Annotated in this window: 25 protein-coding genes; 12 read left to right on the top strand and 13 right to left on the bottom strand. The window is 63.7% G+C overall.

Annotation, left to right across the window (positions count from 1 at the left end; genetic code table 11):
• The first annotated feature begins 58 nt into the window (after positions 1-58).
• Positions 59-2,197: a putative bifunctional diguanylate cyclase/phosphodiesterase gene (locus KXR72_RS10415; RefSeq protein WP_437421035.1), complete on the top strand. Its 2,139-nt coding sequence runs from the start codon at positions 59-61 to the stop codon at positions 2,195-2,197.
• A gap of 12 nt (positions 2,198-2,209) precedes the next feature.
• On the opposite strand, the gene KXR72_RS10410 is transcribed toward KXR72_RS10415, so the two are convergent.
• The 3 genes from KXR72_RS10410 to KXR72_RS10400 all read right to left on the bottom strand — a co-directional run bounded on the left by KXR72_RS10410 (position 2,210) and on the right by KXR72_RS10400 (position 6,625).
• Positions 2,210-3,115, bottom strand: coding sequence for an acyltransferase (locus tag KXR72_RS10410; RefSeq protein WP_437421034.1), 906 nt, complete (start codon positions 3,113-3,115; stop codon positions 2,210-2,212).
• Positions 3,116-3,238: 123 nt separating this feature from the next.
• The gene (gene pta, locus KXR72_RS10405) at positions 3,239-5,335 is read right to left on the bottom strand and encodes a phosphate acetyltransferase (protein ID WP_437421033.1); all 2,097 of its coding nucleotides are present in this window, start codon (positions 5,333-5,335) and stop codon (positions 3,239-3,241) included.
• Positions 5,336-5,437: 102 nt separating this feature from the next.
• On the bottom strand, positions 5,438-6,625 hold the full coding sequence (locus tag KXR72_RS10400; protein WP_437421032.1) for an acetate kinase: 1,188 nt from the start codon (positions 6,623-6,625) through the stop codon (positions 5,438-5,440).
• Positions 6,626-6,868: 243 nt separating this feature from the next.
• Here KXR72_RS10400 and KXR72_RS10395 point away from each other — a divergent pair, with 243 nt between their 5' ends.
• The 4 genes from KXR72_RS10395 (at position 6,869) to KXR72_RS10380 (ending at position 9,863) form a co-directional block, all read left to right on the top strand.
• Complete coding sequence (locus KXR72_RS10395) at positions 6,869-7,354, top strand: FKBP-type peptidyl-prolyl cis-trans isomerase (RefSeq protein ID WP_437421031.1); 486 nt, start codon at positions 6,869-6,871, stop codon at positions 7,352-7,354.
• Between the two features lie 99 nt (positions 7,355-7,453).
• Complete coding sequence (locus tag KXR72_RS10390; RefSeq protein WP_437421030.1) at positions 7,454-7,936, top strand: glutathione peroxidase; 483 nt, start codon at positions 7,454-7,456, stop codon at positions 7,934-7,936.
• 144 nt (positions 7,937-8,080) lie between these two features.
• Positions 8,081-8,677 (top strand): TetR family transcriptional regulator, encoded by a 597-nt coding sequence (locus tag KXR72_RS10385; protein ID WP_437421029.1) that lies wholly within the window; start codon positions 8,081-8,083, stop codon positions 8,675-8,677.
• A gap of 76 nt (positions 8,678-8,753) precedes the next feature.
• The gene (locus KXR72_RS10380; protein ID WP_437421028.1) at positions 8,754-9,863 is read left to right on the top strand and encodes an NADH:flavin oxidoreductase; all 1,110 of its coding nucleotides are present in this window, start codon (positions 8,754-8,756) and stop codon (positions 9,861-9,863) included.
• A 30-nt stretch (positions 9,864-9,893) separates the two neighbouring features.
• On the opposite strand, the gene KXR72_RS10375 is transcribed toward KXR72_RS10380, so the two are convergent.
• The 7 genes from KXR72_RS10375 to KXR72_RS10345 all read right to left on the bottom strand — a co-directional run bounded on the left by KXR72_RS10375 (position 9,894) and on the right by KXR72_RS10345 (position 14,138).
• Entirely contained in the window at positions 9,894-10,505 is a 612-nt protein-coding gene (locus KXR72_RS10375; protein ID WP_437421027.1) for a flavodoxin family protein, read from the bottom strand.
• Positions 10,506-10,574: 69 nt separating this feature from the next.
• Positions 10,575-11,333, bottom strand: a complete 759-nt coding sequence (gene cysZ / locus KXR72_RS10370) for a sulfate transporter CysZ (protein ID WP_437421026.1) — start codon at positions 11,331-11,333, stop codon at positions 10,575-10,577.
• Positions 11,334-11,557: 224 nt separating this feature from the next.
• On the bottom strand, positions 11,558-11,899 hold the full coding sequence (locus tag KXR72_RS10365; RefSeq protein ID WP_437421025.1) for a HopJ type III effector protein: 342 nt from the start codon (positions 11,897-11,899) through the stop codon (positions 11,558-11,560).
• Positions 11,892-12,188: a DUF1244 domain-containing protein gene (locus KXR72_RS10360; RefSeq protein ID WP_437421024.1), complete on the bottom strand. Its 297-nt coding sequence runs from the start codon at positions 12,186-12,188 to the stop codon at positions 11,892-11,894. The genes KXR72_RS10365 and KXR72_RS10360 overlap by 8 nt, the downstream gene beginning before the upstream one ends.
• 98 nt (positions 12,189-12,286) lie before the next feature.
• A complete protein-coding gene (folX, locus tag KXR72_RS10355) occupies positions 12,287-12,661 on the bottom strand; it encodes a dihydroneopterin triphosphate 2'-epimerase (RefSeq protein ID WP_437421023.1) in 375 nt (124 codons plus the stop codon).
• 14 nt (positions 12,662-12,675) lie between these two features.
• On the bottom strand, positions 12,676-13,386 hold the full coding sequence (gene folM, locus KXR72_RS10350) for a dihydromonapterin reductase (protein WP_437421022.1): 711 nt from the start codon (positions 13,384-13,386) through the stop codon (positions 12,676-12,678).
• An 83-nt stretch (positions 13,387-13,469) separates the two neighbouring features.
• Complete coding sequence (locus tag KXR72_RS10345) at positions 13,470-14,138, bottom strand: PilZ domain-containing protein (RefSeq protein WP_437421021.1); 669 nt, start codon at positions 14,136-14,138, stop codon at positions 13,470-13,472.
• Between the two features lie 205 nt (positions 14,139-14,343).
• Here KXR72_RS10345 and KXR72_RS10340 point away from each other — a divergent pair, with 205 nt between their 5' ends.
• Together KXR72_RS10340 and KXR72_RS10335 are read left to right on the top strand one after the other, a co-directional pair.
• Positions 14,344-14,796: a flavodoxin gene (locus KXR72_RS10340; protein WP_437421020.1), complete on the top strand. Its 453-nt coding sequence runs from the start codon at positions 14,344-14,346 to the stop codon at positions 14,794-14,796.
• A 102-nt stretch (positions 14,797-14,898) separates the two neighbouring features.
• Positions 14,899-15,675 (top strand): class II aldolase/adducin family protein, encoded by a 777-nt coding sequence (locus KXR72_RS10335; RefSeq protein ID WP_437421019.1) that lies wholly within the window; start codon positions 14,899-14,901, stop codon positions 15,673-15,675.
• Here KXR72_RS10335 and KXR72_RS10330 read toward each other — a convergent pair.
• The 3 genes from KXR72_RS10330 to olsB are packed head-to-tail and all read right to left on the bottom strand — an operon-like array spanning position 15,663 to position 17,810.
• On the bottom strand, positions 15,663-16,253 hold the full coding sequence (locus KXR72_RS10330) for an ACP phosphodiesterase (RefSeq protein WP_437421018.1): 591 nt from the start codon (positions 16,251-16,253) through the stop codon (positions 15,663-15,665). The genes KXR72_RS10335 and KXR72_RS10330 overlap by 13 nt on opposite strands.
• A gap of 40 nt (positions 16,254-16,293) precedes the next feature.
• Entirely contained in the window at positions 16,294-17,064 is a 771-nt protein-coding gene (locus KXR72_RS10325) for a lysophospholipid acyltransferase family protein (protein WP_437421017.1), read from the bottom strand.
• Complete coding sequence (gene olsB, locus KXR72_RS10320) at positions 17,064-17,810, bottom strand: L-ornithine N(alpha)-acyltransferase (RefSeq protein WP_437421016.1); 747 nt, start codon at positions 17,808-17,810, stop codon at positions 17,064-17,066. Before olsB ends, KXR72_RS10325 begins: the two co-directional genes overlap by 1 nt.
• A 240-nt stretch (positions 17,811-18,050) precedes the next feature.
• Between olsB and KXR72_RS10315 the strand changes: the two genes are divergently transcribed.
• The 5 genes from KXR72_RS10315 to KXR72_RS10295 all read left to right on the top strand — a co-directional run bounded on the left by KXR72_RS10315 (position 18,051) and on the right by KXR72_RS10295 (position 22,937).
• A complete protein-coding gene (locus tag KXR72_RS10315) occupies positions 18,051-18,914 on the top strand; it encodes an acyl-CoA dehydrogenase (protein ID WP_437421015.1) in 864 nt (287 codons plus the stop codon).
• A 192-nt stretch (positions 18,915-19,106) separates the two neighbouring features.
• The gene (locus KXR72_RS10310) at positions 19,107-20,267 is read left to right on the top strand and encodes a phospholipase D-like domain-containing protein (RefSeq protein WP_437421334.1); all 1,161 of its coding nucleotides are present in this window, start codon (positions 19,107-19,109) and stop codon (positions 20,265-20,267) included.
• Between the two features lie 46 nt (positions 20,268-20,313).
• Entirely contained in the window at positions 20,314-20,895 is a 582-nt protein-coding gene (locus KXR72_RS10305; protein ID WP_437421014.1) for a DJ-1/PfpI family protein, read from the top strand.
• Positions 20,896-20,966: 71 nt separating this feature from the next.
• Positions 20,967-21,188, top strand: coding sequence for a VF530 family DNA-binding protein (locus KXR72_RS10300; protein ID WP_437421013.1), 222 nt, complete (start codon positions 20,967-20,969; stop codon positions 21,186-21,188).
• Between the two features lie 183 nt (positions 21,189-21,371).
• The gene (locus KXR72_RS10295; RefSeq protein WP_437421012.1) at positions 21,372-22,937 is read left to right on the top strand and encodes a methyl-accepting chemotaxis protein; all 1,566 of its coding nucleotides are present in this window, start codon (positions 21,372-21,374) and stop codon (positions 22,935-22,937) included.
• The last annotated feature ends 31 nt before the right edge of the window (positions 22,938-22,968 follow it).

The raw sequence follows: 22,968 nt of genomic DNA, 5'->3' as shown, positions 1-22,968 counted from the left end.
CCTTGATCGGCCGGGCCGAAGTCGGAGGTAAACGCATGCCCAGCAGGGGAGACGAGTGATGCCGCGCGTGCAAGCCCAATCACAACCACGTACCCGCACGCTGCTGGTAGTCGATGATCGCGAGGCGAATCTGGTCGCGATGGAGGCGCTGCTAGGCGATGGGGACTGGCAGGTGCATACGGTCAATTCCGGCGAAGCCGCGCTTCAGGCCCTACTGGATTTGGACGTCGAATTGGTGCTGCTGGACGTGCAGATGCCGGGTATGGACGGTTTCGAGGTGGCGCGGCTGATGCGCAGCAACCCGCACACGCGCTACACGCCGATCATCTTCGTCTCGGCCATCGCCCACACGCGCGAGTCGGTGCTGCGCGGCTACGCCACAGGCGCGGTGGATTTCATCCTCAAACCGTTCGATCCCCAAGTGCTCAAGCACAAGATCAATACGCTGCTCAGCCATGAGCACAACCGGCGCGACCTTCAACTGCTCAGCCAACAACTCGACAGTGCTCGGGCGTTCAATGCGTCAGTGCTGAACAATGCCGCCGAAGGCATCCTCGTGGTGGGTGAGGACGGCTACATCAGCTTCGCCAATCCAGCCATCGCGCAAATGCTGCACTCGCACGTCGAGGACCTGCAGGGTACGGCGTTGGTCGATCACCTGGCCTCACCGGACATGCCAGAAGCCTGGCGCGATACCGAGTTCTACAAACACTGGCGCAGCGGCAATACCTACCGCCTGCACGAAGCCCAGCTGCACACCGCCCGCGGGACCCGCCTGCCGGTGGCGCTGTCGTCGTCCCCGCTGCCGCGTCAGCAGCGCTCGATGGTGGTCATCGCACTGGACATGTCGGTCGTGCGCAACCTGCACATGCAGCTGGAAACGCAGGCCGTTACCGATTCGCTGACTGGCCTGCTCAACCGCCGCGGGTTTCACCAGGCGCTCGACTCGGCGCTGGCGCGGATCGACCGCAACGGCAAGCGCATGGCGATCCTTTACATCGACCTGGACGGTTTCAAGCGCATCAACGACTCGCTCGGGCACGATGCGGGCGACGAGATTCTCTGCCGTGTCGCGCGGCTGCTCGAAACCTGCATGCGCCCCTACGACATCATCGCGCGCATGGGCGGTGACGAATTCACTGCGCTGCTCGACTCGCTCGACCATCCAGAAGACGCCGCTAAAGTGGCTGAAAAGCTCATCGAACTGATCTCGGTGCGACACAGCATCGACGGAACCGAGGTCACGCTCGGCGCCAGCATCGGCATCGCGCACTTTCCCGACTGTGGGCGAAGTGTCGAGGAGCTGCTGCGTTCAGCCGACATGGCAATGTACGAAGCCAAGCGGGCAGGGCGGCAGCAGTATCGTTTCTTCTCGCGCGAGATGAATGGGCGGGCTCACGCCCGGCTGATGATGGAGGAGAACCTGCGCAGCACCATCGAGCGCAACGGCTTCGCGTTGGCCTACCAGCCGCAGGTCGTGCTGGAGTCCGGCGAGCTTAGGGGCTTCGAGGCGCTGCTGCGCTGGGATTTTGCCGGGCGTGGCGCTGTCGAGCCGAATGTCTTCATCCCGTTGCTGGAGGAGACGCGGCTGATCGATCGCGTTGGCGAATGGGCGTTGCGCGAGGGATTGGCACAATGCCGGGACTGGCGCGAACGCTTCGGCGACAAGCTGATCCTGAGCTTCAACGTCAGCCCGGTGCAGTTTGCCCGGGCAGGCCTGCTCGACGAACTGCGGCGCCTACTCGATGAGTATCAGCTCGACCCTGGCCAGCTTGAACTGGAGGTCACCGAGGGTGCGCTGATGCAAGATCTGGAACAGAGCTGCGACAAGCTCCGGCAGCTTCGCGAACTGGGCGTGCGCGTTGCCGTGGACGATTTTGGCACCGGCTACTCGTCCCTGGCATACCTGCGGCATTTCGAGCTGGATACGCTGAAGATCGACCGCCTGTTCATCGCTAACATGCTGGATTCACCGCGTGACGCTGCCGTGGTCAGCACCATCATCGACCTCGGGCGCAACCTGGGGCTTGAGGTGATCGCGGAGGGGGTCGAGACCCTGGCGCAGCGCGAGTGGCTGGTGCGGCACGACTGCCAGGTGATGCAGGGCTTTCTGGTCGCGCCGGGCCTGACAGTCGACGATGCCCTATCATTCCCGCATTCGGTCGACTGGGAGGCGCTGGAGCGAACGCTGGACTGACCTGCGCCGGGCTTAGCGAGGCGGAAATTCGCGGCGAAGGGCGTCGAGCTTTTCGTCCTTGTCATTCCAGAGCTCGTTGACCCATTCCTGAAAACCCAGGCGGTAGCGTTCGTCCTGGTCGTAGCTGCGCCCGAGAAACTCCGGCGGGAGGGGTTGCGAATCGATGCGCATCACCACCCGGCTGATCCGGCCACAGAGCAGGTCCCAGAAATCCGGTCGGCCGTCGGGGTAGTGAATGGTCACGTTGATCAATGCGGCCAGCTGCTCGCCCATCGCGTCGATCACGAAGGCAATGCCGCCGGCCCTCGGCTTGAGCAGGTAGCGATAGGGCGCACCCTGCTCGATGTGCTTGTCCTCGGTGAAGCGCGTGCCTTCCAGGAAGTTGAACACCGACACCGGGTTGGACCGATAACGCGCGCAGGCACGGCGAGTAGTTGCCAGATCCTCGCCGCGTTTCTCAGGATGCTTGGCAAGGTATTCCTTGCTAAAGCGCTTCATGAAAGGAAATTCCAGCGCCCACCAACACAGGCCAATCACCGGCACCCAGATCAGCTCTTGCTTGAGGAAAAACTTGAGGAACGGCATGCGGCGATTGAACTGGTACTGCAGCACCAGGATGTCGGCCCAGCTTTGGTGGTTGCTGGTGACCAGATAGGAATGGTGCATGTCGACCTTGTCCAGACCCTGCACATCCCACTCGGTGCGCCTGACCAGATCCATCCAGAAGCTGTTGACGGCTATCCAGGATTCGGCGATCCAATGCATGCCGAAGCGCAGCGCACGCTGAACGCGCGGTATGGGCAACAACAGCTTGAGCAGCGACAGCATGAAAAGTGGCCAACACCAGAACAGGGTGTTGAGCGCCAGGAATAGCCCGGCAAGGACGCCCCGAAGCGGGGCGGGCAGGAAACTCAGCATCAAGGGTCTCGTTCGTACTACAAATCTGGCGCAAGAGTAACGATTGCGCGCCGAACTGCAAGCAAACGATCGATTCGGGATAGGGCTTGCTCCGGCGGGGGCCGGAGCAAGCCGGTGTTGCGGTCAGGCCTTCTGGCTGTCGGCCTGCAGTGCGGTCAGGGCGATGGTAAAGACGATGTCGTCGACCAGGGCGCCGCGAGAGAGATCATTGACCGGCTTGCGCAGGCCCTGGAGCATCGGTCCGACGCTGATCACGTTGGCGCTGCGCTGCACGGCCTTGTAGGTCGTGTTGCCGGTGTTCAAGTCCGGGAAGATGAATACGGTCGCTTGGCCGGCCACGAGGCTGTTCGGCGCCTTCTGCTTGCCGACGCTGGCGACCGAGGCAGCATCGTATTGCAACGGCCCGTCGATCGGCAGGTTCGGTGCGCGCTCCTGGGCGATGCGTGTCGCTTCGGCAACCTTTTCTACCTCGGCGCCGCTGCCGGACGTGCCGGTCGAATAGCTGATCATCGCCACCCGCGGCGTTACGCCGAGTGCAACGGCGGACTCAGCGCTCTGCAGGGCGATTTCCGCGAGTTCCGTCGCGCTTGGGTTCGGATTCACCGCGCAGTCGCCGTATACCAGTACCTGATCGGGCAGCAGCATGAAGAACACCGAGGACACCAGGCTGTAACCGGGGGCCGTCTTGATCAGCTGCAAGGCTGGGCGGATGGTGTTGGCAGTGGTGTGCACGGCACCGGAGACCAGCCCGTCAACCTCATCGAGCGCCAGCATCATGGTGCCGAGCACCACCGTGTCCTTCAGCTGCTCGCGCGCATCGTCCGGGGTCAATCCCTTGGCCTTGCGCATCTCGCACATGGGCTCGACGTAATGGTTGACGATCAGCTCGGGGTCGAGGATTTCCAGACTGGCCGGCAGGTTGATGCCTTGCTCGCGAGCTACGGCCTGGACTTCTTCAGGCTTGGCCAGCAGCACGCAACGGGCAATGCCGCGCTCCTGGCAGATGGCAGCCGCGCGGATGGTGCGTGGCTCGTTGCCTTCGGGCAGCACAATGCGCTTGTTCGCCTGCTGAGCGCGCTTGACCAGCTGGTAGCGGAAGGCCGGTGGCGAAAGGCGTAGTTCCGTACGCGGCACGCTCAAGCGCGTGTGCAGAAGGTCGGGCAGCAGGTGCTGAGCGATGAAATCGGTGACCTGGGTGGCACGCTCGATGTCGTCCGCCGGGGTTTCCTTGTTCAGCCCGAAGAGGTTGGTCGCGGTGTCGTAGGAGCCGGTCTGCACGGTCATGACCGGCAGGCCGCCGTCCAGCGCCGCCTTGCACAGTTCGAGGATGCGCGGGTCCGGTTCGAAATCGCTGCATAGCAGCAGACCGGCGAGCTTCACGCCATTGAGCGAGGCCAGGCTGGCGGCAAGGATGATGTCGTCGCGGTCGCCTGGGGTAACCACCAGCACACCGGGCTGAAGCAGTTGCACGGTGTTGGGGACGGCGCGGGCGCACAGCACGATCTTGCCGACGCGGCGCTGCTCGGACTCGCCGGCGTGCAGCACTTTGGCGCCGAGCAGCTCGGCGATGTCGCGGGTGCGCAGCGCATTCAGTTCCTCGGCGAAAGGGATAGCGCCGAGCAGCTGGAAGTCAGGGCTGCCGAGCAGCGGCAGTTGTTCCCTGAGGCGCTCGACGAAAGCCGGGACGCCGTCTTCACTTTTGATCTTGTTGAGGATCACGCCCAGCACCTTCGGGTCCTTGGCGCCGCCGAACAGCTGCGCCTGGATCTCGATGCGCTCGGCCATGCGCTTGAGCGTGTCGCCGCCCTGTGCCGAGATCAGAATGACCTCCGCATCGAGGCTCTTGGCCAGCTGGGTATTGATCCGCGAGGTGTGGTTGAACTCGCGCGTCGGCACCATGCCTTCAACGATCACCACGTCCTTGCCGGCAGCGACTTCCTGGAAGCGGCTGACCACATCCTCCAACAGCAAATCGAGTTCGCCGTCGGCCAGTTGGCGCTCTACCTGCTCGAGGGTGAGCGGTTCGGGCGATGTGATGGCGAGGGTGCTTTCCACCAGCAGGCGCGAGCGTTCACGGCCCTGGTCGAGTGGAAACGGCTGCGCGATCGGCTTGAAGAAACCGACCTTGAGCCCGGCGCGTTCGAGCGACCGGATCAGGCCGAGGCTGATGGAATTGAGGCCGCCACCGAAACCGCAGGGGGCGAGAAAGAGTGTGTGCATGGGGATCTCCTGTCGAGCGGCATGGTCGAGCATGGCTGTGCGAGCAAGGCGATACCCGACGGCGGTGCCGTCGGGTCGTGCGGCTGGCGCTGCGTGGGCCGGTCAGGCGTCCAGCAGGGCCAGCGTGTCCAGTGCGATCTGGCGTTCTTCATTGGTGGGGACGACCAGGACGCGCGGGCTGCCCTCGGCCTGGATCTCACCACCGACGCCGCGGGTGCAGCGCTCGTTGGCTTGTTCGTCGAGCTTGAAGTTGAACAGCTTCAGGTGTTCCAAAGTCCGGCTGCGGACAGCGACGGAGTTTTCACCGATGCCGCCGGTGAAGATCAGGCCGTCGAGCTTGGGTAGCGCGCAGGCCATCGCGGCGAGCGACTTGGCCAGGCGGTAGCAGAACACTTCCAGTGCGAGATTCGCGCCGGCATGCCCGGCAACCCGCGCTTCGTGCAGGGTGCGCAGGTCGTTGGACAGGCCCGACAGCCCTTTCAGGCCGCTATCGTGGTTCAGCATGCGGTCGATCTGTTCGAGGCTCCAGCCCAGCGTGCGGTGCAGGTAGCTGTGCAGGTTGGGGTCGACGTCGCCACTACGCGTGCCCATGACCAGGCCTTCGAGCGGGGTCAGGCCCATGCTGGTGTCGCGGCTTTCACCGTTGACGATGGCGCACGTCGAACAGCCGTTACCCAGGTGCGCGGTCAGCCAACAGCTGTCCTCCACCGGCAGCTTCGTCATCTCCGCGGCGCGTTTGCTGACGTAATTGTGGCTGGTGCCGTGGAAACCATAGCGGCGGACGCTGTGTTCCTTGTAGAGAAACTCCGGCACGGCGTAGCGGAACGCGTGCTCGGGCATGGTCTGGTGGAAGGCGGTGTCGAATACGCTCACCTGCGGCAGGCCGGGGAACAGGGTCATGGCTGCATCGATGCCGACCAGGTTAGCGGGGTTGTGCAGTGGCGCCAGCTGTGCGCTGTCTCGAATCGCTTTCAACACGTCTTCGTTGATCAGGCTGGAGCCGGTGAAGTGCTCACCGCCATGTACGACGCGATGCCCGATGCCGTCCAGCTGGCCGCCCGCGGCCTCCTGGGCCACCGGCAGCAGCCGCTCGAGCGCGGCGCGGTGATCGGCACCCGGGATGTTCAGGCTCTGCTTGGTGTCTCCCTGTTGCCAGTGCAGAACGGCCTCGGGGCTCCCGAGACGCTCGGCCAGCCCTTGCAGCGGGAAGGTTGCCTGGGCTTCGTTGACCAGCGCGAACTTGATCGACGAACTGCCGCAGTTAATCACCAGGATGTTTCGAGCGGACATCGGTGCTCCTTTGGATGCGAGAAATAATTGTTGAAATGATCGCCTACGCTTACTGGTCAGGATTCTTGCACAACGCTGGCGGTCGGGATGCTCTCCAAAGGTTGTATTCGGGGCAGCCGGTGGCAGGAGTTGATCTGGCTCAAGCGCGGCCGCCGGTAGTCCTCGTTTTGCCGCACCGGTTCGCATTCACTGCAGGTCGCGGTTAGACTTTGTCGTCACATTCCCAAGCAAAGGTTTCGTCCCATGCAGATCGCCGCTAACAAGGCTGTGTCAATCGACTACACCCTCACCAACGATGCCGGTGAAGTGATAGACAGCTCGGCCGGCGGCGCGCCGCTGGTCTACCTGCACGGTGCAGGCAATATCATCGCGGGCCTGGAGAAGGCGCTGGAAGGCAAGCAGGGCGGTGATGAGGTCAAAGTCGCTATCGAGCCGCAGGATGCCTACGGCGAATACAGCCCGGAGCTGGTCGCGACACTCAATCGTGCGATGTTCGAAGGCGTCGATGAGCTGGAAGTGGGCATGCAGTTCCATGCCTCGGGTCCGGACGGCGGCATGCAGATCGTCACCATCCGTGACGTGGAAGGTGACGACGTGATCGTCGACGGCAACCACCCCCTGGCTGGCCAGCGCCTGAACTTCGAAGTGAAGATCGTTGACGTGCGTGATGCCAGCGAAGAAGAAATCGCTCATGGCCACGTCCATGGCGAAGGTGGTCACCACCACTGACCCTTTCGTGATCCGTGACGAGGCCCGGTGACGTACACCGGGCCAGGGAAGCGCTCTGGTTCTGCCGGAGCGCTTTTTTGCCCTCTGGAGAAGAGAGAAATGAGCGCGTTCCATGAGTTGGTACTGCCTGGGCTGCGTGGCGAGCAGCTGCCCTTGGCGGAGATGAAGAACCAGGTGACGTTGGTGGTGAACGTCGCCTCGCAGTGCGGGCTGACGCCTCAATACGCGGGCCTGCAGGCGCTGCATGAGCGCTACCAAGCGCGCGGTTTTGGTGTGCTCGGCATTCCCTGCAACCAGTTCGCTGCGCAGGAGCCGGGCAGCGAGGCCGAGATTCTCAGCTTTTGCGACCAGCAGTACGGAATCAGCTTCCCCATGAGCAGCAAGCTGGACGTCAACGGCCCGCAGCGCCATCCGCTGTACCGCCTGTTGGCAGGTGAGGGGGCCGATTTCCCGGGTGACATCACTTGGAATTTCGAGAAATTCCTGGTCGGCCCGGATGGTCGCGTGCTGGCGCGCTTCTCGCCGCGTACCGCGCCGGATGACCCGGCATTGATCCAGGCGATCGAAAACGCTCTGGACTGAGCGCTCCTAAAACAGTCTTTACCTCATCGAGGTCGCCTGCCCGCGGGCGGCCGTCAGCCCCCATCATCCTTGCTACGGTTGTGGCTCGATAAGCCCGATGGATGATGCTGTCGGGCCGAGACGACCGGTCATATGCTCGGCTCTATGAACAGCCGAGCCCGAATCGACAAGCGTGCCTTGATCCTCGCCAAAGGCGCCGACGTGATGACCCGACGGGGTTACCACGGCACCGGCGTGCTGGAAATCGTCCAGGCGGCGGGAATCCCCAAGGGCTCCTTCTATCACTACTTCGCCAGCAAGGAAGACTTCGCCTTGCAAGCGCTCGACCATCTCTATATCCCGCGCCTGGAACGCTATCGTCTCGCGCTGCAGGACCCGGCGCGCGCGCCACGCGATCGCATACTGGCGTACTACGGCGACCTGGTTGCCCATTTCTCTCGCCAGACGAGCCCGGAATACCACTGCTTTATTGGCAGCCTGAGCTTCGAGATGGCCGAGCTGTCGCAGCCGATCGGCCAGCGGGTCGATGCGATCCTGCAAGCGTCCGTCGCCGTGCTCGCCGATTGCCTGGAACAGGCCCGTAAAGACGGGATCATCGACACGACAGTGGATTGCCTCGCCCTGGCCGAATTCATCGGCAATGCCTGGGAGGGCGCCTTGATGCGCATGAAGGTGGGCCGTAGCAGCGCCCCGCTGGCCATTTTTCTAACGCAGCTGGAACGGTTGCTCATGCGGCCCTGATTTTTTATTTGCCTGGCGACGAGACGACCGGTCGCCTGCACACGATTCGTAACGAACCCTGAACGGAGACTCACCCATGACCGCAGCCGTAAACGCCTTATTCCAACCTTTCCAGCTTGGTGCCCTGCAATTGCCGACGCGTGTGGTGATGGCCCCAATGACGCGTTCTTTCTCGCCCAACGGCGTGCCTACCGAGCAGGTGGTGGAATACTACCGACGCCGCGCGGCGTCGGGCGTCGGCCTGATCATCACCGAAGGCACTACGGTCGGGCATGCGGCCGCCAACGGCTATCCCCAGGTGCCGCGCTTTTATGGTGAGGACGCGCTTGCGGGCTGGAAGGCGGTAGTCGACGCGGTGCACGCGGCTGGCGGCAAGATCGTCCCGCAGCTCTGGCACGTCGGTAATGTTCGGCGCAAGGGCACCGAGCCAGAGCCTGAGGTGCCGGGATACGGGCCGATGGAAAAACTCAAGGACGGCCAGGTCATCGTCCATGGCATGAGCCACGAAGACATCCAGGCTGTAATAGCGGCGTTCGCCCAGGCCGCGCGCGATGCCAAGGCGATCGGTATGGACGGCGTGGAAATTCATGGGGCGCATGGCTACCTGATCGACCAGTTCTTCTGGGAAGGCAGCAACCAGCGCACAGATGAATATGGCGGCAGCCTGGCCAACCGTTCGCGCTTCGCCATCGAGCTGATCCAGGCGGTGCGCGCTGCGGTGGGGCCGGACTTTCCGATCATCTTCCGTTTCTCGCAGTGGAAGCAGCAGGACTACACGGCGCGGCTCGTCACCACGCCGGAAGCACTCGGCGAGTTTCTCGAGCCGCTGTCTGCGGCCGGCGTGGACATCTTCCATTGCTCGACCCGCCGGTTCTGGGAGCCGGAATTCGAAGGCTCGGACCTGAACCTGGCAGGCTGGACGCGGCAATTGACTGGCAAGCCGACCATCACCGTCGGCAGCGTTGGGCTTGACGGCGAGTTTCTACAGTTCATGGTCAAGACCGACAAGGTCGCCCAGCCGGCCAACATCGAAGGGTTGCTGGAGCGGTTGAACAAGCAAGAGTTCGACCTAGTCGCGGTTGGCCGCGCGCTCATCTGCGACCCGGATTGGGCAGTGAAAGTACGGGACGGGCGGATGGATGAGATCCTGCCGTTTAGCCGAGATGCGTTGAAAACGCTTGCCTGATGCAGCTAGGCGCCGCTCCGGCGGCGCCCCTCATTGAGACGCGCCGGGATAGCCTGAGTCTTTGAGCAGTTGCGCCAGGTGCACGGCATTTCGGGCCAGCATCTCATTCGTCTTGGTAATTTTCTCGCTGGGTTCCTCGAGGTCCTTGTAGTCGGTCGAACCCATCGCCTGGCCGACCCAGTAGGTGCAGCCGTTCGCCGGAATGCTGAAGCCTACGTCATTGAGCCCCTGGAAAAGCTCCGCGACGACGTGGTGCGCACCATCCTCGTTACCAACTACGGCAACACAGGCCACTCGGCCATATGAAACCATGCGTTGTTCGTCATCCACCTCGCCAATGAAGGCATCGAGCCGCTCCAATACTCGTTGGCAGACGCTGGCGGGATGGCCGAGCCAGATGGGTGTACCGAGGAGCAGGATGTCGGCCGCGAGTACCTTCTCGCGGATCATCGGCCAGTCGTCCCCTTCGCCCTCGTCGGACGTCACGCCGGGCTTGATGTTGTAGTCCACGGCCCTGATCTGCTCGCCGGTTACGCCTAAGCGGGAGAGCGCCTGGAGCGTCTGGTTCAGCAGCAATTCGCAGGAAGACGGCTCAGGAGACGCCTTGAGGGTGCAGTTGATCGCGAGGGCCGATAGCGCCATGTGAAGGTCTCCGGAGTTGGGCTGTCAGAGCTGGGTTGTCCAGATCTAGACAGTCGACTCGCAGGCAGTTCACCTCGATCTGACAGGCAGGTGCGGGTTCAGGCCGCCCTCACGCACCCAGAACACGGTTGCCCCGGCTACCGCAGCGGGCATTATCAGCAGGTTGAGCCCCGGCACCAGCAAGGCCGCATAGGTCACCGCGCCAAAGCTCAAGCTTTTCCAGCGGCGTTGGCGCAGCCAGACCATCATCTCTGCCCAGCTCATCTTGTTGTTGTCAGCTGGGTAGTCGATGTACTGGACGGCCATCATCCAGATCCCGAATAGCAACCACAGCGGTGCCGCCACGATGTTCACCACGGGAATGAAGGAAAGCACCAGCAGGCCCAGCGCACGCGGCGCGAAATAAGCCAATTTTCGTGCCTCGCGGCCAAGGGTACGCGGCAGCATGGCGATCAGCTCTGCCCAGCTGAACGGCGGCGAGCTGTCTTCGCCACGCGCCACCGTTTCGACCTTCTCAGCCAGGAAGCCGTTGAACGGGGCGGCGATGATGTTCGCCAGCATCGTGAAGGTGAAGAACACCATGAGCACCACTAGCGCGACGAACAGCGGCCAGAGGAGGTATTCCAGGAAGCTCAGCCAATCCGGCAGGCTGGGCATGAAGGTGTCGACCCAGGTGCCGAACCGGCTCAGCGCGAAGTAGATCAAACCCGCGAACAGCAACAGGTTCACCGTCACGGGCAGGATTACGAACAGGCGCAGCCCAGGGCTGAGGATCATCCTGAGACCTTCGCGCAGGTATTGGGGGCCGGAAAGGGCGGTGATGGGCATGAGGCGGCGCACTCTGGCTAGGAAACGGCCCGGACCTTACCGGCTTTGGCAAGGCTGGGAAAGACCCGGCAAACGCAGCGATAGGCATCGCCTATACATCCCATCAAATCAAGCCAATGGCCGGCGCCAGACGCTGGCCTTAGTCTTGCCGCCGAGTCTCTCCTTTTGGTTTTCAGGGCCGTCCGTTTTCAAGCCTTCCCCAAGTGCCTGGACGGCCCTTTTTTTTACGATTTGCGCGTCAGCGGCTGTTGGTCGAAGCGGACGCCTTGTAGGCCGCTTTGCATCAGGGCGCGAATGTTGCGGTGGTCGTCGCCGGCTGGGTTGTCCAGCACCGAGCGGTAGTGTTCACCAAACGCCAGCAACGCTTCCTCCTCGGAAAATGCCTCGAGGATGGCCATCCCCAGCACTTTGCACGATCCCTCGTTTTCACCCGCCGGGCTTTCAACGTCGCCGTTGATGAAGCGTGTCGGCCGGTAATCGTATGTATTGGCGATGTACGCCAGGGTATCGCTGAATGGGTGGTTCTCTTCGCGCAGACGGGCGCGAAACTGCCGTAGGTCACTCATGGCTTTGACTCTTCTCGAAGGCGGCCTGTTGTTCAGGTGTCGCCTCTTTCTGGTAGCGCTTCTTCCATTCGGCGTAGGGCATGCCGTACACCTCTTCACGAGCCTGGTCGATGCTGACCTCGATTTCCAGGTCGTCGGCCGCGGCCTTGTACCACTTCGACAGGCAGTTGCGGCAGAAACCGGCCAGGTTCATCAGGTCGATATTCTGGGCATCCGGGCGGTTGCGCAGGTGCTGGACCAGCCGCCGGAATGCCGCGGCTTCGAGTTCTGTGCGTTCTTGATCGTTCATGGCGTGGGGTCTCAGGCGTTGCAGACGTGGCCGGATCATACCCTTCGCCCGTGACCGACTGCCAGCCGTCGCTAGCGATGTGCGGTCGGAGGCGGACCTCAGTCCCGGTGCGCAGCCAGGGTGATAGAGACCGACTCTGCGAAACGCAGCGCATGTGGCTTGTCGACCTCGACCTCAGCGTAGCGGACCTCGGGGTGGCGCATCACCAGATCGAGGATCTCCTGGGTAAGGCGTTCGAGCAGCGCAAAGCGATTGTCCTCGACGTGCTGGATGATCGCCTTGGTGATGGTGCGGTAGTTCAGCGCGTGCTCGATATCGTTATCACGCACGGCTTCCGCCGCGGGGTAGAGCATGGTCAGGTTGATGAGAATGTCCTGTTTGTTGCGGATCTCGTCTTCCTTGATGCCGATGAAGGTGCGCAGGCGCAGGTCCTTGACGCGGATGCGCGCCATGGCCGGTTCGAGTCGAGGCATGGGGTTCCCTCTGGTCAGACAAGGTGGCGGCCGCCGTTGACGGCCAGGGTGGTTCCGGTGACGTACGGATTATCGAGCAGGTAGCGCAGGCTCTGGTAGATCACCTCGGCACCCGGCTCGATGCCCAGAGCCGACTTCGCCAAAGCCTTGCGGCGGTAGGCCTCGTCGTCACCTTCGTTGAACTGTATCAACGCGGGTGCGATGCCGTTGACCTTGATCGCCGGCGCCAGGCTGGCGGCGAAGGACTGGGTGAGGTTATCCAGCCCCGCCTTGCTTGCTGCATAGGCAATGTGTTTGCGGCTGCCAACCCGGGTAACGTCGTCGCTGATGTGCACGATATCCGCCGGCCCGCCATGACGCAGCAGGTCGGCGCAGTGCAGGTTGATCAAGTACGGGGCGAGCATGTGCACCTCGAACATGCGCTGGAATACTTCGGCTTCCCGTCCCGCGTCTTCGCGATGCCAGTCGGAGGCGTTGTGGACGATGGCGCGCAGAACCTGAGTCCGCTCGCGCAGCGCCTGGATGAACGCCATGATGCCGTCGACGCCGGAGAAGTCGGCCGGCAGGGCAGTCGCGCCGCGTTCGCGTAGCCGGTCCACGCCGGGGCGGAGGGTGCGATAGGTGATGATGACTGGCTGGCCGGCGTCGAGTAGCCGTTCGGCGCAATGCAGGCCGATGCGCTGGCCGGCGCCGGTAATGAGGATGGGGGCGTTGGCTTGGCTCATGGTGGTCCGCTGGTTACCGATGACGCCCGGACGGGCCGGGCGATGAACGCCGACAGCTTACATCAGTCTCCACGGCGCCGCGGTCAACCGTCCTTGGGCGGGAGTGTCGGCAGCTCGGGTTGCAGGTCGGGATGGAGCCGTTGATGCTGCTCGTAGAGGTACGAGCGGAGGCGCTCGGCATCTTTGTCCCTGGGATATTGCACCTCGTAGGCGGTCATGCCGTCCTCGGTGTCGCGGATACGCCAGCCGTCGACCTCGAGGGGCTCGTTGCCGGGGAGCTCCAAGCGCAGGTGCAGGTGGCTGGGTGCCTGTTTCGGCCCGGTATCGACCACCAACCCCTTGGGGGATAACTCGTGCACGCTCAGCGTGGTCTTGTCGCCGTTGGTCGACAACAGCGGCAGGGGCTCGTCCAGGTGCAGGCGCCAGGCGCGCAGCACTGGGCCGCGCTCGTAAATGGTCGGGGGCGCAAGTTGCAGCGTGATGCTTTGGAATTCGTCCTGTTTCAGCTGCAGCGGGAAGGACATGCAGTAGTCCTCCAGCTCGGCCTCGAGTGTCAGGTTGGCCTTCGCCGCCAGTTGTAGGAGCAGCGCGTTGGCGCGATCACCCCCGTCGACCTGGAATCCGGCGCGCGTTTCGCCAGGCTCGCTGCGAGCGCGCGAGCTGTTGACCAGCTCATTGATGTACGCCAGTTCGGCGCTGCTCAGCTCGATTTTTTCCGCCATTTCGATATCCCTTTTCAGGCGGCAGGTCATGCCCGTCGCACCGTTGCCGCTCCGGTGCTTCTGGTTCAGTAGGCTGACACTTGGAGTATTGCCGACGGGGGCTGCGACAGCCAGTTGGCGCGCAGGTTCCGTAGCGCCCAGCGGACGCGGGGCTGAGCGAGTGTAATACCGCGCCCGACAGGCAAACGTGTCGAATGCGGCATAATGCGCGGCTGAATTCGCAAGGGAGCTCGCCATGAAAATCGCCATTTTGTCCGGTACGGTCTACGGCACCGCCGAAGACGTTGCCCATCATGCTGCTGAAACACTCAAGGCCGCGGGATTCGAGGCCTGGCACGCACCTCGCGCTCAGCTTGAGCACGTCCTCGACTTCGCGCCCGAGGCGCTGCTCGTAGTGACCGCGACCACCGGTATGGGCGAGCTGCCGGACAATTTCGTGCCGCTCTACTCGGCGATTCGCGACCAGTTTCCAGCCTGGCATGGTCTGCCTGGCGGCGTCATTGCACTGGGCGATGCCAGTTATGGCGATACCTTCTGCGGCGCCGGCGAGCTGATCCGCGAGCTGTACGCCGAGCTTGGCGTGCGCGAAGTGGTGGAAATGCTGCGCCTCGATGCCAGCGAGACGGTAACGCCGCAGACCGATGCCGAGCCGTGGCTGGAGCGCTTCGCCCAGGCGTTGCGCGGCTGAGCCTGTCTTCTGGGGCCATCAGCCTGGCTGGAAAGGCAACTCCCGGCGCGCAGTAGCCTCGCTAGACTCGATTGAGTCGACAACAACAATAAGAGGTGCCGCGTGACCGCTCTGCAATCGATTCCCTCGCTCAAGCACCAGGTCAGCGCTGCCGAATGGCAGGCGCGTGTGGACCTGGCCGCCTGTTACCGGTTGGTCGCCCTGCATGGCTGGGACGACCTGATCTTCACCCATATCTCGGCAAAGATTCCCGACACCGATGAGTTCCTTATCAATCCCTACGGGCTGATGTTCCACGAGATCACCGCGTCCAGCCTGGTGAAGATCGACCTCGCCGGCAATAAGCTGATGGATTCGCCCTACGACATCAACCCGGCCGGCTACACCATTCACAGCGCCGTCCATGAGGTTCGCCACGATGTCGCCTGTGTGATGCACACGCACACGGCCGCCGGCGTCGCGGTTTCAGCGCAGACGCAGGGGGTACTGCCGATCAGCCAGCAGTCGCTATTCGTCCTTGCCAGCCTGTCAACCCATGCCTATGAAGGCGTTGCGCTAAACCATGAGGAAAAGGCACGGCTACAAGCCGACCTCGGCGATACCGGCTTCATGCTGCTGCACAACCATGGGTTGATGACCTGCGGTCCCAGCGTCGCCGACACCTTCCTGATGATGTTTACCTTTCAGCGTGCTTGCGAGGTGCAGGTGATGGCGCAGGCGGGCGGGGCAGAGCTGATACCGATCCCGCAACAGATCCTGGCGGGTGCCAAGGCGATGGCCGCGGGCGTCACGCGGAGCAAGGGCGGGATGGGCGGCGCGCTGGCGTGGCCGGCGCTGTTGCGAAAGCTCGATCAACAGAGCCCCGGCTACGACAGCTGACTGGCCTGCCGGGCATGTGCTGCATAGGCGATGAGCTCGGGGTAGAACGCGCGGAAGTCTGCCTGGAGCGGTTCGTATAGCTGCTCCAGGTCGGCCGCGCCACCCGCCAGCCCTTCGGGGCGCGACAGGCGGCGGCTCATGTTGGCGACGACGCGCTCCATCACACTGAACTCGCGATAGCTGCCGAGCCAGTCCTGCGCAGCCATGCGCGGGGCGATCAGCGCGAGCGTCCCGGGCAGCTCGGCCTCGGCGCCCAGCGCCTCGTACACTCGCGCGGTGAAGCGCGGCAGTGGTTCATCAGCGTAGTCGTGCCAGTGGGCGGCGAGACAGTGATCGAAGAACAGGTCGACCAGGATGCCGGCGTAGCGGCGGCGCTCGCGAGCGAAGCGCTGCTTGGCCTGGAGTACCCGTGGATGAGCGTCGGTATAGGCGTCGATCTGCCGGTGCAAGCGGATGCCGGCTTCGATATCCGCCGGCCAGAGGCCCTGCAACGGTCCTTTGACGAAGTCACCGTAGAGGCTGCCCAGCAGCTCGCCGGGTTGCGAGCCGCCAAGGTGGAGATGCGCGAGATAGTTCATGTGGGCCAGTCTAGCAGCGCTTCCTTGCGCGGGGCTTGCATCAGGCCGCCCGACGCAAGCTGGGTGGTTCGCCGAACAGGGCTTGGTGAATCGAGGCATGGCACAGCCGGCCGAGGCGGCTGCGCTCCATGTCAGCGGTGTCGATGGGCCGCAGCAGCTGGATGTCGACGGTCGCACGGTCTTCCATCATCAGCCGGAACAGGTGCGAGAGCAGGTCATCATCGCCGATGAAGGGCGCGATCGGGTCGGTGCACCCGTTGCGGCTGTAGCGGATGGCGACCGGTTGAATGGGCGTGGCGGTGTCCACCGCACAGCTCAGCAGGCGAGGGTGGAAAGGCCGAAGGGTCGTACCATCGGTGGTCGTGCCTTCGGGAAAGATCAGCAAATCCCGCCCCTGGCGCAAATGCTCGCTTAGCTGGCGCCCGAGCTGCAGCGTGTCGCCCTGGCCTCGCTGGATGAAGCGCGTGCCGGCTTGCGCCGCGAGCCAGCCGAACACCGGCCACAGACGGACCTCGGACTTGGCCAGGAACGTCATGGGCACCAGCATGCCGAGCAGCGGGATGTCGCTCCAGGATTGGTGGTTGGCAAGCCACAGCATCGGGCGCCCAGGCGGCTCGCCGGACAGCTTGACGTCGAACGGCAGTGCGCTGGCCAGCCGGGCGAGAAACCACTGGCACAGCCGCTGGCGTGCCGCGATAGAGGCGGGGCGACCGATCCCGTCGAGTACGCTAAGTCCGCAGGCAAGCAGCAGCCCTACCAGTATCACGCCGGCTAGCCTGGTTAGGCGGGCCAGGAACCTCAGCCGGCGCATCACACGGCCGCCTTGAAATGCCGGGCGTAACGTGGGCACAGCTCGTCACGCTTGAGCAGGATGAACACGTCCGCTACCTGGAAATCCGGGTCCCAGCAGGGTTCGCCGCAGATCTTCGCGCCGAGGCGCATGTAGGCTTTGAGCAGGGCCGGTACTTCGGCCGTGACGTTGTCAGGCAGATCGAGCGGCGGCAGCGGGTTTCTGGGTTGTGCGTGCAGCAGATCGGTCGATAGGTAGCGTTCGCGCAGGCGTTGCATGATCGCCTGGGCCTGGATGCCGCCATCCTGCATGGGAATGCTGGCGCACCCCATCAAGTAACGGTAACCACCCTGGTTCATCGCCTCGGCCAGCTCGCCCCAGAGCACGGCAATGGTCGCTCCGTTGCGGTAGGCCGGGTGAACGCAGGTCCGGCCGATCTCGAGGATGGGTGCGTCCAAGTCCGCTAGGCCTTGCAGGCTGAACTCGCCTTCGCTGTAGAAACGCCCGAGGCGTGCCGCGGTGGGGCTGTCGAGCAGTCGGGTGGTCGCGACCAGCGCGCCGCTGTCCATGTCGCGAACGCCGATGTGATGGCAATAGGGATCGAAATCATCGTGGTCCAGGCCTGATTCGGCCCCTTCGAGTCGCGCACCGAATTCGTTGCTGAAGACTTGGTAGCGCAGCGCCTGGGCTTCGCGCAGCGCGTCCTGACCGTATAAACGTTCGCCCTGAAGGCGCCGGGTCGTGCGAGGGAAAGCGAGGGTGGTCATGCTCTGTCTCCTGGTCAGCCATTGGCGGGCAATGCATTCGGAGCGCGTGATTGTTATGTTGGGCGTTCCGTCAATCGGGTGATTGCCGGCTCAGGCTAGGCAGAGGCAATGTCACGCCGGTTACCGAACGGTGATGCTTGGGTGACGGAAATGTGCCCGGCAGGTTGCTGGCTCATCTTTTTCCCAGAGGTCAAAAACATGGAGTGGCTACGGTTGGTGGGTCCGCTGGAACATTTACCGATGCCGCCCTCGCTGGCGCTTTGGTTCGATGAGGTGCAGCGGCAGTGCGCCGGTTGCGGCACGCTGGAGTCGGCCTTGCTCGGCGGGCGCCTTGCGGCGACTCCCGGGCTGGCTTTTTTGGCTGGATATCAGGCGGCGCTGCGCGGGCTCTGGGCATCCGCGCCTGCGGGCATTGGAGCCTTTTGTGCCACTGAGCAACGTTCCCTGCGTCCGGCTGAGATGCGCACGCGCCTCGTTGGTGGGCGGCTCAATGGAACCAAGGATTATGTGACCGCCGGGCCGGCCGCGCGCTGGCTGTTGGTTGCAGCGCGTGATGAGGGTGAGCGCGAGGCGCCTCGCCTGCGCTTATGCCTGGTCGACAGCCTCGCGACGGGCGTCACGATCGAGCCGGGCCCCCCGTTGCCGTTGATACCGGACATCCCCCACGGCCGTCTGCGCCTTGTAGATGTGCAAGCCGAGCCGCTCGCTGGCGACGGTTGGGACGGCTACGTCAAACTCTTCCGCACGCTGGAAGATCTGCACGTGCTCGCCGCGCTCGTCAGTTGGCTGCAGGGTATCGGTCTGACGTGCCAGTGGCCGCAAAGCCTCCTGCTGCGATTGCTGGGGCTTATGCCAGCCGCCGCGGAAGTAGCCCGGCTCGCTCCCGCAGCGCCTGCCACTCACCTGCTTCTGGCGGGGCTGTTGGCGCAGTTTGAAACGCTCCAGCCTGAAGTCGACGCGGCGTTTGCAGGCGGCCCGTCACACTGGGCGAACCTTTGGCAGCGCGACCGGCGTGTACTCGACCTGGCACGCAGCGCCCAGGCGCGACGGCAGGCGCGGGCGAGCGAGGCCGTTGGCTGGCCGGCAACAGCGCCACTGGTTTGAAACAGGCACGAGGAACTCCACTCCCGGTTCGTGCGCCTAACGGGCGTGCCCGGCGGCGCTGGGCCACAGGCCGACGCCTGACCAACGTATCGCTGAATGAGTCCCGTCGGGACAAGGATCCAGATGTCTTCTCGTTTCACGCCCCTCTCGCTCGAGCCGCAGCATGCCGCGCTACCTGCGGTCATGCCGCTGATGAAGCATGGCGAAGTCTTCCCCTGGCAGCAGGGCAATGACTTTCGCCTGCTGATCGACGGGCCGCGGTTCTTTCCGCAGATTCTGCAGCGCATCGATGGCGCCGAGCGTCGCGTCGACGTCGAACTCTATCTGGTCGAAGACGGCCAATGCGCCGATCGGCTGATCGATGCACTGGTCGCCGCGGCGGAGCGGGGCGTGCAGGTGCGCTGCCTGTTCGATGGATTTGGCTGCCTGAAGCTGGGCCAGCGGTCGCGCCAGCGCCTTTGCGACGCGGGCGTCGACCTGCGTCAATACAATCCGCTGCGGCTGCGGCTCAAGTTTCGCAACCTGCACCGCGACCACCGCAAGCTGATCCTCGTTGACGACAGCTGCTGTTTCGTAGGTGGCGCCGGTGCGACTGACGAGTTCTGGGACCCGCAACGGCCCGACCACCACTGGCACGAGGCGATGGTGGAGGTTCGCGGGCCCTTGGTCGCGGATTGGCGCCGCCTGTTCGAAACGCAGTGGGCGCAATGCTTGAGGCGCCGCGTCTGGCAGATGCCGTTGCCGCGGCGCCTGCCAAAGATCCCGGCCAGCCCCGACGTACGCGACGGTGCCGGGCGCGTTGCCTACGCCGCCGCCCGCCAGCATCGCGACATTCTCTTCAGTTTGGTGCGCCAGCTGCGCCGTGCTGAGCGGCGCATTTTTCTGGCTACGCCCTATTTCCTTCCGACGGGCCGGGTCCGCCGCGAGCTGATGCGTGCGGCGCGGCGCGGTGTCGAGGTGCGTTTGCTGCTCACCAGCCGCAATACCGACCATCCCTCGATCCGCTACGCCGGCCAACGCTACTACCCGCGCCTGCTGCGTGCGGGCGTGCGGATCTACGAATATCAGCCACACTTCCTGCACCTGAAAATGGTGTTGATCGACGACTGGGTCAGCGTCGGGTCGTGCAACTTCGATCACTGGAACCTGCGCTGGAATCTGGAAGCGAATCTCGAGGCGATCGACACGCGACTGAGTGCCGAGGTCGCACGTAGCTTCGAACAGGACTTCGAGCAGAGTCTGGAGATCGACTTGCAGCGCTGGCACTCGCGCCCGCTGCGCCAGCGCGTCTACCAACGGCTCTGGGCGTCGCTTGATCGCCTGGTGATCAATATCTTCAACCGAAGCGGTTAGCCTGACGGCGACCGCCAAATCCACACCTTAACCGGGAGCGTTCCAAATGGCTGCGAAGAAAATCCTGATGCTGGTCGGCGATTACGTCGAAGATTACGAAACCATGGTGCCGTTTCAGGCGCTGCAGATGGTCGGGCATGTCGTTCATGCCGTATGCCCTGAAAAGAAAGCCGGCGACACGGTGCGAACGGCGATTCACGATTTCGAAGGCGACCAGACCTACAGCGAGAAACCGGGTCACCATTTCGCGCTCAATTTCGATTTCGATGCCGTCCGCGCCGAGGATTACGACGCCCTGGTCGTTCCGGGCGGGCGTTCGCCGGAATACCTGCGGCTCAATGAGCGCGTCATCGGGTTGGTCCGCGCCTTCGGCGAGGCGAAGAAGCCGATCGCTGCCGTCTGCCATGGCCCACAGCTGCTAGCGGCGGCCGGTGTGCTCCAAGGGCGCGCCTGCAGCGCGTATCCCGCCTGCGCGCCGGAGGTGCGGCTGGCGGGCGGCGATTTCGTCGAGATTGGCGTCGACAAGGCGCATACCGATGGCAACCTCGTCACCGCCCCGGCCTGGCCCGCTCACCCGTCCTGGCTGGCCGCGTTCCTCGAAGTACTGGGCACGCGCATCAGCCTGTAAGATGCGCCACCTCGCTCGCGCGTCAGGCATCGTTGGCCTGGGGCGCGGGCGCCCATATTCTGAGGACGACCATGGCGCTGCCCAACGACCCCCTTCACGGCATCACCCTCGAGGCCATTCTTGTCGACCTGCACGCGCGCTACGGCTGGGATGGGCTTGCCGAACGAATCGACGTGCGCTGCTTTCGCAACGAGCCCAGCGTCAAGTCCAGCCTGAAATTTCTGCGCAAGACCCCCTGGGCACGATCGAAGGTCGAGGCGCTCTATCTCGAGGCCCAGCGCGCCAAACGCTGATGACATGACGCCGACTTGCGCCCGGTTTCGCTGCGTATGGCCTGCTGCGATTCGTCTGGCGCTAATGAATTTCCCGTTCGGCGACTCAAGTTAGGTCCGTTTCGTCCGACTCTTGTAACAGTTTGATTCGTCATGACCGACGAGTCTGTTAAGAGTCAAATCGCCATCACGGAGATCGCGAGGATGAGAAACAACGGTCCGGTTAGCAACACAGAACGGAGTTTTCCGGCGCATCAGCGACTGATCTCTGCAACCGACACGCACGGCAAGATTCTGTATTGCAACGACGAGTTCGTCGCCGTCAGTGGCTACTCGCGAGACGAGCTGGTGGGCAGCCCGCACAACCTGGTGCGTCACCCGGACATGCCGCCCGCCGTCTTCGAAGCCATGTGGGGCTACCTGAAGGCGGGCAAGAGCTGGATGGGGGTGGTCAAGAACCGGTGCAAGAACGGCGACTTCTATTGGGTCAGCGCGTACGTCACACCAATTCTGGAGGACGGCAAGCTCACCGGCTTCGAATCCGTGAGGGTCAAGCCGACCGCCGAGCAGGTCGCCCAGGCCAGTGCCCTTTACGAACGGCTGCGTGCCGGCAAGCCTGCTGTACCTGTGAGTCGCCGAGCCAAGGGCTGGGCGAAAATGCTGGCGCTGCCGGTCGGAGCCTCGTTGCTCGGCGCCGCCGGCATGCTCTGGCTCCCGCCCGCCCTCGAGTTCTTCGCCTTGCTCGGGCTGTTCTTCGCGCTTGGCTTGAGCTGCCATTCCGCGGCGGAGCGGCGCCTCCAGGGCATTCTCGACCGGGTACCCGACGCCTTTACCGACCCAGTCGTCGCGCTGACCTACACCAGTGGCTACGGCAACGCAGCACGCCTTGAGATGGCTCTGGTCAGTGAGGATGCACGGTTGCGCACCGCACTGACGCGGCTGTCGGATCTTGCCGGCCAGGTCGCCAGCGCATCGGCCGAAACTTACACCCTGGCCAGCCAGACCGAGAACGATCTGCGCCAGCAGCGCGGCGAGACCGACATGACCGCCACGGCCGTGACCGAGATGACCGCCTCGATCACCGAAGTGGCCAGCCATGTCCAGCAGACCGCCGAGGAAGCCACCACGGCCAACGCCTTGGCCGACGACGGCGATCGGGTCGCATCCAGTTCGCGCCAGGCCATGGAGATGCTGGCCCGGACAGTGAGCAACATCGGCAACGCGGTCAATGAACTGGCGGGTGAGACCCAGCAGATCATGTCCGCGGCGGGGATGATCCAGAGCATCGCGGAGCAGACCAACCTGTTGGCGCTCAACGCCGCGATCGAAGCAGCGCGTGCCGGCGAGCAGGGCAGGGGGTTCGCCGTCGTCGCTGATGAGGTACGTGCGCTGGCCAGCAAGACCCGAGATTCGACCCAGCAGATCCAGGCCATCATCCAGTCCCTGACGAGCAAGGCCGATGAAGCGGTCTCCATCGCTCAGGTCGGTGACAAGGAGGCCACCCAGGGATTGGCTCAGGTCATCGAGGCGCAGCAGGCATTGCAGGGCATACGCGACGCGGTCAACCGCATCACCGGGATGAGCCAGCAGATGGCCGCGGCGGCCGATGAGCAGGCTCATGTAGCAGAAGACATCGCCCGTCAGGTCACCAGCATTGCAGTGACCACCGACAGCAACGTGACCAAGGCTGAGTTGACCATGCAGCGAGGGCGGGAACTGGAAGGTACGGCGCGTGGGCTGCGTGCGCTGGTGGAGCGGTTCAACCGCTGACGGATGCGCCGTTAGCAAAAAGCCCGGCCAA

The organism is Stutzerimonas chloritidismutans, assembly GCF_051486945.1.
In the GTDB taxonomy this organism is placed as follows: domain Bacteria; phylum Pseudomonadota; class Gammaproteobacteria; order Pseudomonadales; family Pseudomonadaceae; genus Stutzerimonas; species Stutzerimonas chloritidismutans_B.
Note: the sequence above shows the minus strand (reverse complement) of the source record. Positions and strands in the feature narration are given on the sequence as shown.